This is a genomic window from Hydrogenobacter sp. T-2 (genome assembly GCF_033971325.1).
GTDB lineage: Bacteria > Aquificota > Aquificia > Aquificales > Aquificaceae > Pampinifervens > Pampinifervens diazotrophicum.
Window position 1 is genome coordinate 892,509 of record NZ_CP117180.1, and the last position, 13,680, is coordinate 906,188.

General features: G+C 44.4%; 15 protein-coding genes, 1 tRNA gene and 1 pseudogene. 7 read left to right on the forward strand and 10 right to left on the reverse strand.

The features are described 5' to 3' along the window. Window positions 1-30: 30 nt before the first annotated feature. The 7 genes and pseudogenes from IAE16_RS05165 to IAE16_RS05195 form a co-directional block, all read right to left on the reverse strand. Window positions 31-1,731, reverse strand: a pseudogene (locus IAE16_RS05165) (nickel-dependent hydrogenase large subunit). A gap of 2 nt (window positions 1,732-1,733) precedes the next feature. Beyond that, window positions 1,734-3,041, reverse strand: coding sequence for a (Fe-S)-binding protein (locus tag IAE16_RS05170; protein WP_323699667.1), 1,308 nt, complete (start codon window positions 3,039-3,041; stop codon window positions 1,734-1,736). Between the two features lie 12 nt (window positions 3,042-3,053). Further along, window positions 3,054-3,725 carry a hypothetical protein gene (locus IAE16_RS05175; protein ID WP_323699668.1) on the reverse strand — a complete coding sequence of 224 codons (672 nt, stop codon included), beginning with the start codon at window positions 3,723-3,725 and terminating at the stop codon, window positions 3,054-3,056. A gap of 1 nt (window position 3,726) precedes the next feature. Continuing rightward, window positions 3,727-4,767 carry a hydrogenase small subunit gene (locus IAE16_RS05180; RefSeq protein ID WP_323699669.1) on the reverse strand — a complete coding sequence of 347 codons (1,041 nt, stop codon included), beginning with the start codon at window positions 4,765-4,767 and terminating at the stop codon, window positions 3,727-3,729. A gap of 172 nt (window positions 4,768-4,939) precedes the next feature. Further along, the gene (locus tag IAE16_RS05185) at window positions 4,940-6,028 is read right to left on the reverse strand and encodes a tyrosine-type recombinase/integrase (protein ID WP_323699671.1); all 1,089 of its coding nucleotides are present in this window, start codon (window positions 6,026-6,028) and stop codon (window positions 4,940-4,942) included. A gap of 118 nt (window positions 6,029-6,146) precedes the next feature. Then, a complete protein-coding gene (locus IAE16_RS05190) occupies window positions 6,147-6,377 on the reverse strand; it encodes a hypothetical protein (RefSeq protein WP_173834342.1) in 231 nt (76 codons plus the stop codon). Window positions 6,378-6,519: 142 nt separating this feature from the next. Beyond that, a complete protein-coding gene (locus tag IAE16_RS05195) occupies window positions 6,520-6,741 on the reverse strand; it encodes a ribbon-helix-helix domain-containing protein (protein ID WP_323699672.1) in 222 nt (73 codons plus the stop codon). 97 nt (window positions 6,742-6,838) lie between these two features. Between IAE16_RS05195 and IAE16_RS05200 the strand changes: the two genes are divergently transcribed. From IAE16_RS05200 to IAE16_RS05230, 7 genes are all read left to right on the forward strand, one after another. Continuing rightward, window positions 6,839-7,213 (forward strand): hypothetical protein, encoded by a 375-nt coding sequence (locus tag IAE16_RS05200; protein ID WP_323699673.1) that lies wholly within the window; start codon window positions 6,839-6,841, stop codon window positions 7,211-7,213. After that, window positions 7,210-7,467 carry a hypothetical protein gene (locus IAE16_RS05205; protein ID WP_323699674.1) on the forward strand — a complete coding sequence of 86 codons (258 nt, stop codon included), beginning with the start codon at window positions 7,210-7,212 and terminating at the stop codon, window positions 7,465-7,467. The genes IAE16_RS05200 and IAE16_RS05205 overlap by 4 nt, the downstream gene beginning before the upstream one ends. Then, window positions 7,464-7,871: a hypothetical protein gene (locus IAE16_RS05210; protein ID WP_323699676.1), complete on the forward strand. Its 408-nt coding sequence runs from the start codon at window positions 7,464-7,466 to the stop codon at window positions 7,869-7,871. Before IAE16_RS05205 ends, IAE16_RS05210 begins: the two co-directional genes overlap by 4 nt. Window positions 7,872-8,084: 213 nt before the next feature. Then, a complete protein-coding gene (locus IAE16_RS05215) occupies window positions 8,085-8,285 on the forward strand; it encodes a helix-turn-helix domain-containing protein (protein ID WP_323699677.1) in 201 nt (66 codons plus the stop codon). Beyond that, the gene (locus IAE16_RS05220; RefSeq protein WP_323699678.1) at window positions 8,282-10,324 is read left to right on the forward strand and encodes an AAA family ATPase; all 2,043 of its coding nucleotides are present in this window, start codon (window positions 8,282-8,284) and stop codon (window positions 10,322-10,324) included. The genes IAE16_RS05215 and IAE16_RS05220 overlap by 4 nt, the downstream gene beginning before the upstream one ends. Window positions 10,325-10,456: 132 nt before the next feature. Then, window positions 10,457-10,957 carry a hypothetical protein gene (locus IAE16_RS05225; RefSeq protein ID WP_323699679.1) on the forward strand — a complete coding sequence of 167 codons (501 nt, stop codon included), beginning with the start codon at window positions 10,457-10,459 and terminating at the stop codon, window positions 10,955-10,957. A 44-nt stretch (window positions 10,958-11,001) separates the two neighbouring features. Beyond that, entirely contained in the window at window positions 11,002-11,514 is a 513-nt protein-coding gene (locus IAE16_RS05230) for a hypothetical protein (RefSeq protein ID WP_323699680.1), read from the forward strand. 834 nt (window positions 11,515-12,348) lie between these two features. On the opposite strand, the gene IAE16_RS05235 is transcribed toward IAE16_RS05230, so the two are convergent. From IAE16_RS05235 to IAE16_RS05245, 3 genes are all read right to left on the reverse strand, one after another. After that, a tRNA-Val gene (locus tag IAE16_RS05235) sits at window positions 12,349-12,420 on the reverse strand. Between the two features lie 34 nt (window positions 12,421-12,454). Continuing rightward, window positions 12,455-12,661 (reverse strand): hypothetical protein, encoded by a 207-nt coding sequence (locus IAE16_RS05240; protein WP_323699681.1) that lies wholly within the window; start codon window positions 12,659-12,661, stop codon window positions 12,455-12,457. Beyond that, a complete protein-coding gene (locus tag IAE16_RS05245) occupies window positions 12,662-13,591 on the reverse strand; it encodes a histone deacetylase family protein (RefSeq protein WP_323699682.1) in 930 nt (309 codons plus the stop codon). It abuts the gene before it with no gap. Window positions 13,592-13,680: the final 89 nt, after the last annotated feature.

Consider the following 13,680-nt stretch of genomic DNA (forward strand, 5'->3'; position numbering starts at 1 on the left):
TTATAAAAGTATGCAACAACGTTGGCTTTTCTACAATACCTTTATAGAAATCAGCTCTTCTTCCTCCTTATATAGATGCACCGCACAGGCAAGGCAAGGGTCAAAGGAGTGTATGGTTCTTAAAATCTCAAGAGGTTCTTTAGGGTCTGCAAGGGAGTGTCCCACGAGGGACACCTCGTAGGGAGAGGGTTGACCCTTTGCATCCCTTGGCGAGCCATTCCACGTGGTAGGCACCACAGCCTGATAGTTTTCTATTTTGCCATCTCTTATATGAACCCAGTGAGAGAGGGAGCCCCTTGGTGCTTCCATAAGTCCCAAACCCTTTGTATCTTTTTCCCATGTGGATGGATCCCATTTATCCGAGTTGAAGGTTTTTGTGTCTCCAGACTTTATGTTTTCTATTAACTCATCATACCATCTTTTCATAGCGTGTGCGTATATATGGGTTTCTATGCCTCTGGCAAGTGTCCTGCCCATAGTTGAAAAGAGGGCTGAGTGGTTAAGTCCAAGTTTTGAGAGATAAGAATCTACCAATTCCTTTACACCAAGCATATCCCTTGCGTAGAGAGATAAAATTCTGGCAAGAGGACCCACCTCCGCAGGCAAACCATCATACCTTGGAGCCTTAAGCCAGCTATATTTACCCTCCACATCGAGGAATTCATAAGGAGGCTCTGGACCTGTGTAATTAAGCACCGTCTCACCATCAAAAGGGTGAAGCCCAATCTGATCCCCCTTAGAATAACTATACCAGCTATGGGTAATATACTCCTCCACCTTTGAGTAGTCCACATCTTCATAGGATTCCAGTTTTCTGTTTCTTATAAAGGTGGGTGGAATGAAAAATTTACCTTCTCTGTGAGAGTCACCCTCTGGTTCTCCAAGCACCAAAAAGTTACCAATGCCTTCTCCTTTTTCAAACCAATCTCTGTAAAAACCGGCTATGGCAGTCAGGTCTGGAAGATAAACCTTATCCACAAAGTCCACCATCTGGTCTATCAGTGTTTTGACCCTTCCAAGCTTTTCCATGTTTATTGCGGTATCACTATCAAGGTCAATGGGCGAAGGCATGCCTCCCACTGCAAAGTTTGGATGGGGGTTCTTCCCACCAAATATTGTGTGAACCTGCACCACCTATGTCTGCCAGTTGAGGGCATCTATATAGTGGGCAACAGCCATAAGGTTTGCCTCTGGTGGAAGCCTATATTCTGGATGGTCCCAGTATCCTTTGTTGAATATACCCAGCTGTCCTCTCTCTACCTGTGCTTTTAGCTTTTCTTGAACTTCTCTGAAGTAAGAGGGTGATGACCTTTCATGGTTGGATATGCTTCTGGCTAGCTCGGAGGTTTTTATAGGGTCTGCTCTAAGAGCAAGCACTGGATTTACCCAATCGAGGGCATGTAGGTGATAAAAGTGTACCACATGGTCATGGACAAAGAGAGTTCCTATCATGAGTTTTCTTATAAGTGAGGCGTTCTTTGGAACATTTATCTTTAGAGCGTCCTCCACCGCCCTTATGGAGGCAAAGGCGTGCACTGTGGTGCAGACACCACATATCCTCTGAGCAAAAGCCCAAGCCTCTCTTGGGTCCCTCCCCTTGAGTATAATCTCTATGCCTCTTACCATAGTGCCAGAAGAGTAAGCGGATTTTATGGTGCTACCCTCAAGTTCCGCTTCAATCCTTAGGTGTCCTTCTATACGAGTTATTGGGTCCACTACAAGTCTTTTCATTTTTATTCCTCCCCTGTGGCTTCAGCCACAAGCTCCACTATGCTTACAAAACGGTAGTCTCTCTTTAGCTCCTGACTACTCTTTGTAAGTGCAAGCATACAGTTTGCACAATAGCAAACCACAGTTTTTGCCTTTGCCTTGTCAAATAGTGTCATCTTTGATATGAAGGCCTTTTGTCTGTAGTAGTCCGCATCACCTATAACAAGAACCCCTCCACCCCCACCACAGCATATGTTATGCTCCGGTATGAGCACAGAATCTCTGAAGTCCTCAGACACCATATTCATGATTCTCCTCGGCTCTCTGAGCACTCCTCCCCTCCTGCCTATTTGACAGGAATCATGCAATGTTGCCCTTTCCTTTAGAACCTTCTTGTTTATCTTGAGCTTTCCTTCCTTTATCATTTTATCTATGAATTCCACTATATTCAGCACCTCAAAGGTCCACTCCTCCGGAAATACATTCGGAGCTATAAACCTCACGGATTGATAGGCATGGCCACATTCTGGTGCTATTATGTATCTGATACCGAGCTCCCTTGCTCCTTCAACAATCCTTCTGAGCATCTCCTTAGTTACTTCCTTGCTCTGGGCAAACACCCCAAAGTTTGTAGCTTCGTGGGCTAAGCTAGATACAGTCCAGTTAACCTCTGCCCTATTTAAAACCTTTGCTGCGGATGCAACAGAAGCTGGGAATTTCATAAGCTCTATGGATGATAGAATGTAAAGATATTCAGAGGGCTTTTTATCCACAGGGATTTCCACCTCATACTCTTCTGATATAAACTCTATCCTCTGCAGGAAGGTCTGAGTATCTACGCCTAAGGGGCTACCCTTTTCAACAGACATGTTGGTTGCGTCCGCAAGGTCTTTGGGTGTTAGCCCTGCGTAGGTTAGAGCTCCCCTTACTATGCTTACGAGCTTTGGCGTGTCTATACCCATAGGACAGGCTTTGGTGCATCGGTCACAGTTGGTGCAGGTATAAAAGGCAAGCCTCACCTGTTCCTTTAGATCTTCTGGTTCTATCTTTAAGCCAAAGCCAAAGAGCTTTTTTAATCTGCCAAGGAGTGTATAGTTTTCCTTGTATATCTCTCTTAAAAGGTCTGCTTTGTAGGCGGGTGTTAGGGTTGGGTCTATCCTTCCTGAGACGTTCTCACCCATATAGAATAGACAAGCCTCCGCGCATATGCCACAACGCACACAAGCTTCTAAATAAGAAGCCACCTCTGTGTTTATGCTATTTTTACAAAACTGGTAAAACTTTTCCACCTCCTCATGACCAACTCTTTCCTTTGAAAAAACCACAGCCATAGCACACCTCCTTTAAAAGGAAACACCCCTTTTGCCTGCGTTCCATCCCATAAAACCAACTGAGAGAAAGTAGTATACAAAGTGAGAAAGCCTGCTAAAGGGTATGTATATGATAAGAAGGTTAGCGAGGAACAGATGAAGAGAGACTAACCATATATAACTGCCACCACCTGCCCAGCGTGTTGCAAGAAGCCCTGTGAAAATTATCAAGGCTATAAGAAGGTTGGCAAAATATTCATCTTTGCCTGTCAACAACTTTAAGACAGGGTTAAGAGCCCTATGAATTGTTAGAGCAATGAGAGAGCCCAAGGCAGCATAGGCTAGAACATCGGAGACTATGTTTGGAAGTGTTGGAAAGGGTATGCCCGTTATTTCCTTCCAAAGGAGGGCATGGGCTGGAACAAAAAAGGTAAGACCAAGAAAACCAAGATGAAAGAGAAAGCCACCTATAAAGTTTATGGCTCTCCTTGAGAATATCTCATTAAAGGTCCAACCCATGGTGGGCTTTATGATTATCTTCTTGAGAGCCATAAAGGGTGGGCTTCCCTTGGGCTTTGCGTAATCTGGAGGCATTCCGAGAAAAATAACTCTGAAAAATCTATAAGCTATACCTACAAAGAATACAAAGAGAGCAAACTTCAAAAAAGGACCTCTCACAAAATCATAAAAGGCAACATCGCTCATATCACTTCCCTCCTCTTGACTTCTTATTCATGTAAGCTACGCCCACGCCGACCGCGGTTCCCACTGCAACACCCACAAGAGCTTCCCTAATTCCAAAGCGTCCGCTCACCACCGAAAGAGGTGTGTATAACATTCCCCTGTCCCAGAAGTCTGGCTCTGAACAGCCAAAACAGGGATGTCCAGACTGTATAGGAAAGCTGAGTCCACCGTTCCATCTAATGGTGGCACAGGCATTTCTGGTAATAGGACCTTTGCATCCAAGCTTGTAAAGGCAGTAACCCTTTTTAGCTCCCTCATCATCAAGAGAGTTGGCAAATCTGCCTGCGTTGTAGAAGGGTCTCCTGTAGCATCGGTCATGAATGGTCTGTCCGTAAAAGGTCTTGGGTCTGCCCATACTATCTAACTCAGGAGCCTTTCCTGTTATCACATAATTAGCTATTACAGAAACCATCACATCTCCTATAGGTGGACAGCCAGGTATGTTAACCACTTGCTTTCCTTTTAGTACCTCACTTACCGACAAGGCACCAGTAGGGTTGGGATAGGCATGTGGTATTCCTCCCCAACTGGCACAGCTACCTACCGCTACTATAAGACCTGCACCCTCTACAGCTTCTCTGAGAAGGTCTACGTTTGACTTGCCGGCTACAGTGCAGTATACACCTTTATCCTTAGGAGAAACAGAACCCTCTACCACAAGCACATACTTACCTCTGTACTTTTCCATAGCTTCCCTCTTTGATTCTTCCGCATAAAAGCCCGAGGGAGACATGAGGGTTTCATGGTATTCAAGGGAAAGGTAATCTAAAAGGACATCAGTAGGCAATATGCTTGTGCTTCTTATAAAAGACTCGGTGCAACCCGCACAGTCCTGAAACTCAAGCCATATCACCACAGGTTTTGGTTTTACCTCAAGGGCTTTGACAACCTTTGGCAGTAAGGAAGAAGGTAAACCAAGGGCTGTAGAAATAGCAATGGCAGAGGTTAAGAAATCTCTCCTTGTGTATCCCCTCCTTTTGTATATATGATAAAGGCTTTCCATCTTAGCCTCCTTTAGGTAGTTATGCTTAAAACATAGACAGAATATGATATTTGTCAATATTGAACTTTGTAGATGATGGGCGATGGAGGACTTGAACCTCCAACCTCCATCTTGTGAGGATGGGTGAAAGCCTAATTCTGTCAAGGTTTTCGTGGCGGGTGTTAACTACAGGTTAACTTTTGGGCAAAGATTTATCCATAACCTCTGACAGGGTGTCAAGGGCAGACCTAAGATGCTCTGGGCTAAGGTGGGCGTATCTCTTTACCATGCTTGTGGACTTATGCCTTGTTAGGTGTTGTATGGTGTAAAGGTCTACTCCTTTCATGGCAAGCCAGCTGGCAAAGGTATGCCTAAGGTCATGAAACCTAAGGTCTGGTATGCCTGCTTTCCTGCATGCGGTTTTAAATGCTTTTAGATAGGTCTTGTCCTCTACCTTGTAGGGCTTGCCTTTTGAGTTGGTAAAGATGTAGCCTATGCGAGGAGTATTGCCCTTAAGCCTTTTAAGGAGTTCAATGGCTTGCTTTCCCAGTGGAAGCCTTGCTATTTCATTATTCTTGGCATTGGTTATAGCTATAGTGCCATGCTCTAAGTCCACATCTTCCCATTTTAGGCTAAATATCTCACTGGCTCTAAGACCTGTATAGACTGCAAACTCCACTGCGGGTCTTAGCCATGACGGGCATGCTTGTAGTAGGCGGGCAAACTCCTCTGGCTTTAAAAACCTAAGCCTACTGTCATCTACCTTGAAAAGTTTAACCTCTGGCAGGTCTCCAGAGTATAGCTTTAGGGTTTTAGCTTTCTTGAGGATGGCTCTGAGAATGTTAAGCTCTGAGTTTATTGTGTTGGGCTTTACTCCAGCGGATAGCCTATGCTGTTTATACTGCTCTATGGTGAAGGTGCTTATATTGGATAACTCCATAGTGCCAAAATAGTCAACGAGCTTGTGGACTTTCCTTTCTATCTCATAGCTTGTCCTTGCCTTTGCATGTGGGCGGGTAGAGTGATACCACTTTAGATATTCCTGTGCCAGTTCTTTAAAGGTCAGCTCCTTCTCTTCTACTGGCAGGTAAGTGCCTTGAATTATCTCTTGCTTTATCTTTATGGCTATGTTCCTTGCCATTGTCAGAGGCAGTTCCTCAACCTTGCCAATCCTCTCATAGTATGTTTTGCCTTTGTAGGTAAACTTTAGCCAGTAAGACCCATGAATTTCATAAAGGTTGTCTCCGTAAGACACTTTGCCTTTCTTTCTTGCCTTTGCCATGACAGACCTCAACCCTTAGGTTCATCATGCCAGACAGTCCATGTCATGTAGGCTATCATACCCAAAAGTAGGACTGAGATTAATACGATTATGCTAATGCCTAATAGCTTGTCCATTGCTATAACCTCCTTATGAGCCTTCTGGCTCTTATGTGTAAACTGATAGCAAAAATAAAAAGAAAAACCCACACTAAAGAGCCTGACAAGATTAGCCCTTTTGCAAGCAGGCTCTCCCACTTAAAAGCAAGCCCTACAAGACCACCAGTAAGCAAAAGTAAAGCATTCCACACATGGCTAAACAGGTGCTTGTAGTAAGCTATTAGCTCTTTCACTTCCTCACTGCCTTTCATTCCTAAACTCCTATAGCCACATGGCAGTTAACCAACCCTTATGACCTAATGTCTTGTGGTTAGTTGACTGCAACACATGGCTTAAGTCTTACCCTTCTCATGGGGTGTAGGCTTAAACTCTTCATAAAGATTGCCCTCTCACCTATGCGTTATCTTGTCCTTTATCTTCCTCTTTCTGACGGGCGGTCTCAAGGATTTCTGTGATTAAGAGGGAGAGGGACTTGCCTTCTTTTTGAGCTTTCTGTGTAAGCCATTCCTTTAAGTCCTCTGGCACTCTTAACTCTATCCTTGCAATCCTCAACAGGCTACTTAGCCTTTTAGCTCCTTTTACTCTTGGCATGTTTCTAATTATATCAACTCTCATGCCTCTGTCAACCCGTTTTTTATGACATGACTACTTGACAGGACTAAGAGACAGGATTATAATTACCCCTATCAATACCTTGACAGGAGGGTTAACCATGCAAGACCTTCAACTCTTAAACGGCTGGCTAACGAGCCTAAGCCAAGAGCTTAGGCAAGTCAAGGCAAGGAAGAAGACCCTCAAGAGGCTAATGACCCAGCAAGGTTATAGCCTCAAGACCATCAAGGGTCATACCTACCTGTATGTATGGAAAACTGTGGGACATGGTAAGGCTAAGTGGAAGTGCCTTGGCAACCTTGCAAAGATAGGTGGTATGGCGGTCATTGAGGAACTCCGTAGAGACCGTATGGATGTCTTGCTAAAGGAATGGGAAAGGCTAACCCAGAGAGAAGAGGAAATCCAGTCCCTTGTTAAACAAGCCCTTGAGGTCTTAGAAAGAAGAAACCAAAACTCTATGGAGGTAGTGGCATGAACCAAAAGCCTAAACAGAACAGCTGGCAGGAGGTGGTCAGCCTCCTGCACTACAACGAGAAGACTGAAAGCTACAAAAAGCTAACCGTATCCATAGCAGAGGATGGCGGTGTGATGCTTTCCTTGTCAGAAGGTAAGAAAGGAGACAAGGACAGCACCGTAAAGGTCAACTTTAGCCTTAACAGGCAAGAACTCATTTATCTTGCCAAAGAACTTGAGCTTTTGTTTATGAAAGGCAAAGGAGGTAAGACATGATAAAGTGGACTTTGGACTTAACAGAGCTTAAGCAAGACATGGTGGAGACCTTAGACTACTGGACTGGCTTGCTTATCTATCCTTTACCTTTCCCACATGCAACGGTTTACTGGGACTTTGAGAGGGTGCAGGAACATGGCAAGCTCTTCTGGATTGACAGGCTGGCTTTTAAACATCACTACCTGTATGGAGAGGGTGAATTGCCAGAGCTAAGAGAAGTCATCTACTGGATACCTCTTAGCAAGGAGGAGCTTATGCCTTTCCTTTCCGAGGACAGGCTTGTGATAGAGGTTTATGAGACTGCAGAGGGTATGGACGGAGACATTGTAGTGGCAGTCAACAGCGTGCCAGTAGCAAGAAGCAACAAAAGACTTTTGGTAGAAAAAGCAAAACAAAAGCCATGAGCGGGTTAGTGAAGGCAAGGCATGGGGTGGCAGTTAACCCCATGCTTGCCTGCCTTGATAATCCTAAAAAGCTCAGGAACATTTGCACAAAAAAAACATCCTTTTGACTACCCACTGGAAACACAAGGTTTTTCAAGCAACTGCCTTGTCTTCTCATTTCAACACACCTGATTACATTAAGTCCCAGCAAAAACCAATCAAGGAGGTGTTAACATGAAAGAGATTTACACCATTAAGGAGCTTGCAAGCCTTCTTGGGAAAAGCCCCCAAGCTATAAGGCAGTTGATTTACAGGGGGCATCTACCAGCCCGTAAGCTGGGTAATACCCTTTATGTTTTCAGAAGAGACCTTGAACAAGCCCTCAAGCGGGTTGAGCGGCAAAAGAAAAAGGCAAGCAAGGAGGTTGAAGTATGAAGGAAAGGGAAGACCTTAATCAAAACACACAACCTGAGGAAATTTTAAACCAAGAGGAACAGTATGTCAACCAAAACGAGCAGTCCACTAACCAAAAGAAGAGGCAATCAGAAGACCTCAAGGGACTAAAAATAGACCAATCAGCCTTAGCAACCTTTATTGAAACCCTCGCACAGGAAAGAGGTGGCAAGGTTTATATAGAGAAAGGTTATGCGGTCATAAGATGCCCCTTCCATGACGACGAGTATCCGAGTTTGTCAGTAAGCATGAAAACGGGACACTTCCACTGTTTTGCTTGTGGAGAGACTGGAAGTATCGTAAAACTCATAGAAGGTTTGGCTCGGGAGTGGGATAAGACTGAAGGCAAAACTGAGGGCGAGGATTTTGGGCGGTCTAATGCAATTACCTTTCTCAAGAGGGCTGGGATTTTAAAACAAGACAAGCCAAAAGAGGAAGCGACTTACTACTACTACCTACCACCCTACTACTTTTTCCCAGCCTACAGGAAGAGGAAGCTAAGGTATGCTGATGGCAGGAAGACCTTTGTTTACGAACACTATGACCATGAAAGGGAAATGTGGGTGGTAGGCAAGCCAAAAGACTGTCCACCCTTACTCTACAATGGCTATGGTGTGGAAAAAGCAAGGGAAAAAGGCAAGGCAATTTTCTTTGTAGAAGGTGAGAAGGATGTAGAGACCTTAAAAGCTCTGGGGTTATATGCCACTACTTCTGGTGGGGCTAACGACTGGCATCCAGAGCTGGCAAAAGAGTTTGAGGGAATGGAAGTAGCACTCATTCCAGATAACGATGTAGCTGGCAAGACATGGCTTGTTAAGGTAGGCACTGACCTTTTGAATGTGGCTAAGGAGGTCTACTGGGTAGACCTATCTGAGGAAGCCAAAAAGCTGGGTCTTGAGCTTAAGGAAGGCGGTGATATCACTGACCTTCTTGAACTTGTGGGCGAGGATAGAGAGAAAAGACTTGAGGTCATTAAGGGTTTTGACTACAAGCCTTTTGACCTTGAGGCTATTAAAGAACAACAGGAAGAGGAAACACTTAAAGGCTTTGAGTGGTTTTTGAAGGCTGAGGACTTAGAGGGTAAAAACCTTGAGTTTCTTTTTGAGGGCTTTTTACCATACGGCTATGTAGTAGTTTTGAGTGGAGAGGCTGGAGTGGGTAAAACTTGGTTGTCTTACGGACTTGTAAAACAAGCTATAAAACAGGGAGTAAAGGTGGTTTATCTTGATGCGGACAACAGCTTGCCATACATAAAACAGATGCTTGAGGATTTTGACCTTTACAAAGAACTGGGAAAAAACCTCTTCATTCTCTCAAGACAAAAGGCGGAGGTTAGCATAAGTAAGGATAACAGCAAGTGGAAGGCGGTCAAAAGGCTTTTAAACAACGTAGACAGATGCCTTGTGATAGTGGATACCTTAGGAAGTTTTTCAAGAGGCTATGACCCTAACTCAGATAGAGACATGAGAGAGGTTATGTCAGAACTAAAGGAGACAAGGGACATGGGACATGCGGTCTTGGTCTTACACCACACACAAAAATACGCATCTTTTGATGATAGCCAGCCAGTGGAGACCAAATACAGAGGGTCAGCAGTGATAAAGAGTGATGCGGACGGGCTTTATTACATCAATAGAGAGGACAACTCATACTATCTCCATGCGGGGAAACTCCGATTTATGGGGTCTTCACTGGTTGTAATAACCTTGACAGTAGAGGGAGCTAAGATTGAACCCCAGACCACTGAAAGCAAGCTGGAAAAAGACGCACGGAGGCTACTGGACTTGATGGAAGAAGGCAAGGAGTATACACGGCAGGACATTATAGAATTGGCTAAGACTTGGTATGACTGGGGCAGGGATAAGACCCTAAAGCTACTGAAACTGATACAAGACAAAGGGCTACTGGAAGTCCAAAAAAGCCAAAAGAGTAAAGGTAAGGGCTATGTTTACATAAAACCCTCGGGGCAACAGTCCTCGGGACAAGGGGATGCTACAGATGACCTGCTTACTGACTTCTAAACCCACGAAAGCCTTGAGCGTCAAGGGTTTGCCTGTTTTTCTGATTTTACGACCCTATATATATATAGCCGTAAAATCAGACGAACGGAATGAGACCCAATCTCAAAAAAACCAGCCACTGGAGGGTAAACCATGAGGTTAGGGGTAGAAAGATTTTTGACAGAAGATCCCGCTCCTAAAGCAATAAACCCAGTCCCGCCTGAGACCGATAACAAGCCTGAGTTAAAGCCCATAGAAGGTGTAAAGCTCCCTTTTGACCCACAGAGGGATAAGGCAAGGAAGGTCATGGCTGGCTTGTGTGATTGGGTTAGGCAATATGGCATAGGTGTTTATGAAGTCCACTACAAAGACAAGCTGGCAATCTACTGGGTAGTGGACGAGCAAGAGGTAAAGGTTTACGAGGTAAAGTATAAGCAAAAAGACCTTAACGAGCTTGAAAAAGAGGTAAGACTTATGCTGGGCTTGGTTATGAAGGCTGACAGGCTTATGAAGGAAGGCTATGACAGGGACTTACTCGTTAACTTAGTGATGAAGGCAAAAGAGACCAATGGTAAAGTCATCTTTGTAGACAGGAATGACAGGCTTGAGGTTTATGAGGGAAAGAGGATTGTCAAGACCTTGCATAGGGGCTAATATAATACCCTGTAGCATGAGGCAAACCATAAGGAGGTAGCACCATGAGGTTGAGCATTGAAAAGTTTCTCTCGGAAGATGTGGTAAGAAACCCCGAGACCTTAAGCCACGAAGAGCTATACAGGAGACACAACCTTAACCGCTATTCATACCTACCACCTTTTCTACAACCTGACCCTCATGAAGAAGCAAGAGACATTGTAGCACGGTTATGCAAGCAGGCAAGGGAAAGGGGTGTGAGGGTTTACGAGGAGATGGATGAGGACAAGATAGAGGTCTACTGGAAAAGAGGTAGGTCAAGGATAAAGGTGTATGAAGCACGCTACAGGCTAAAGGATAACGACATGCTTGAGCTGGAAGTAAGGCATATCCTTAGTTTGGTCATACAGGCTGACAGGCTTTTGAACGAGGGGGTAGACAAGAGGCTTGTGTTTAACCTCTTGGAAAAGGCAAGGAAAACAAAAGGAAGGGTTAGTTTTGTGGTTAGGGTAAACGGGATTGAGGTTTACGATGGGGTAGTCCTCAAGAGGACGATTTATCGTAAGCTACAGGCTTGAGGGTAGGGTTTTCTGATGGGGGGATAAAAAGGCTTGCCCCCACCTACCACCCTACCCTAAAAGTCCACTGGAATACCCTCATACCCGTAAAACGCCTCAAAAAGGCTTGCACTTGCCTGCCAGCGTGCAGGCTTTTACGCTCTTGGCTTAAAAATTCCATGCAGATTAAACAAGTAAAGCACCCGTAAAAAGGCATACTTTCCCACACTAACTTAAAAAAATCTCAACCACTCCAGTGCTTGTTTTGACAGCCATTGACAAAAGGATTTTTTAAGCCTACAGCCAAGCCCATGAGGAATTTTTTAAGCATGCCAGCGAGAAAAATTTATGTTTTATTGAACCACACAAGATAACAGGTCTAAAGGCAACGTGTATGGGGGTCATCTTGCCTTCCTAAAAAAATGTCAGTTAACTAACCAATGCATGGATAGGTCTATGGGTTAGTTAGTGCCTCAAAACCTTGTGTGGTAAGGTCTTAAGCCTGCGTGGGTCAGAGCCTTGAGAGACAAGGATTTGCCTGTTTTTCTGATTTTACGACCCTATATATATAGCCGTAAAATCAGAAAAACAGACTGGGTCTCAAAAACCAGTAGGCAGGTAAGCCATACAGTTAACACCCTACAGACCAGTTAACCCAGACCACCTAAAACCCTTGACAGACAATGCTTGGAAGTGTTAACTACAGGTTAACTTTTGGGCGTAATTTCCTGTGTTTTCCTGTAATTTTCTGTAGTGTAAGACCTTTGACACACAAGGCTTTGAAAACTATCTCATTGAAAGACAAGGCTTTTAAGAAGGGCTTTTCTCAAGGCTTTGAGTGATAAGGATTTGGAATGGGCGATGGAGGACTTGAACCTCCGACCTCCATCTTGTGAGGATGGCGCTCTGCCTCTGAGCTAATCGCCCTTTGGTTCAACTTAATATTATACACACGGAGATTCTACAAAGGAAGCCTTTTCTTTTTGACCCAGTATAAAAGGGTAAGGGTAATTAGGAAAAGAGTAATTCCAATAGAAAAGGGATAAGCCAAAGTCTTGTTCACTCTTAGCGTGGTATCAAGAAGAAAAAGAAAGAGAAGATAAAAGCCGTAGGCTACAAATATGAAAGATATAGCTTGAAAGAGGTAATGCCTTACTTTTTTATCCATTTAAGCCTCCAAGAGCTTTTGTATAGTAAGGCTTACGCATTCTGAAAGAGCTCTTAGATTATAGCCTCCTTCAAGGGCAAAGAGGATAGGTATAGAAAACCTCTTAGCACTCTCAATTAGATGGCTCACAAGCCTTCCAAAACCCTCTGTGGAAAGGTTAAGGTATGTTAGTGGGTCATCTTTGTGAGCGTCATAGCCTGCAGAAACAAGAAGAAACTGGGGTGAGTATTCGTAGAATAGCTTAGGAAAGACCTCACCGTATATCCTGTCAAACTCCATATCACCTGCTCCCGCAGGAAGTGGTTCGTTGTGGGTAGAACCGTAGCCTTTGCCTGCACCCTTTTCTTTAGAGGAGCCAGTGCCGGGGTAGAAGGGATATTCGTGAGAAGAAAAGTAGAAAACCCTGTCATCTTCATAAAAGCTCCTTTGAGTGCCGTTTCCATGGTGGGCGTCAAAGTCCACTATAAATATCCTCTCAAAGCCCTTTTGGAGAAGATAGTGTGCACCTATGGCAATATTGTTAAATAGACAAAAACCCATAGCCTTAGAGTGTTCCGCATGGTGTCCTGGGGGTCTTACCGCACAGAAGACCGCATCTACCTCTTTATTCAAAAGCCTGTCTATGCCTTCAAGCACTCCACCCACTGCATGAAGTGCCACTTCGTAAGAGCTCTGCACCGCATAAGTGTCTGGGTCAAGGTATCCACCACCTCCTGCGCAAAAGTCTGCTACCTCTTGAACGTATGCAGGGTCATGGTTTAGGGAGACTTCCATGGCGGATGCTCTTCTGGGGTTTATGTGAACAAGCTCCTTTAAAAGTCCTCTTCTCTCAAGCTCTTGTATTATGGCTATTAGTCTGTCCTTGTTTTCTGGATGACCCTTCCAGTGGTGCTCAAGGTATATTGGGTCGTAAACAAAGCCTGTCTTCATGAAGATGATTATAACCCGAGTTGCAAACTATAGGGGATTGATGGCTTTGAACCCACCATAAGGGATAAGAGGAGAAAGTTGTTTGATGA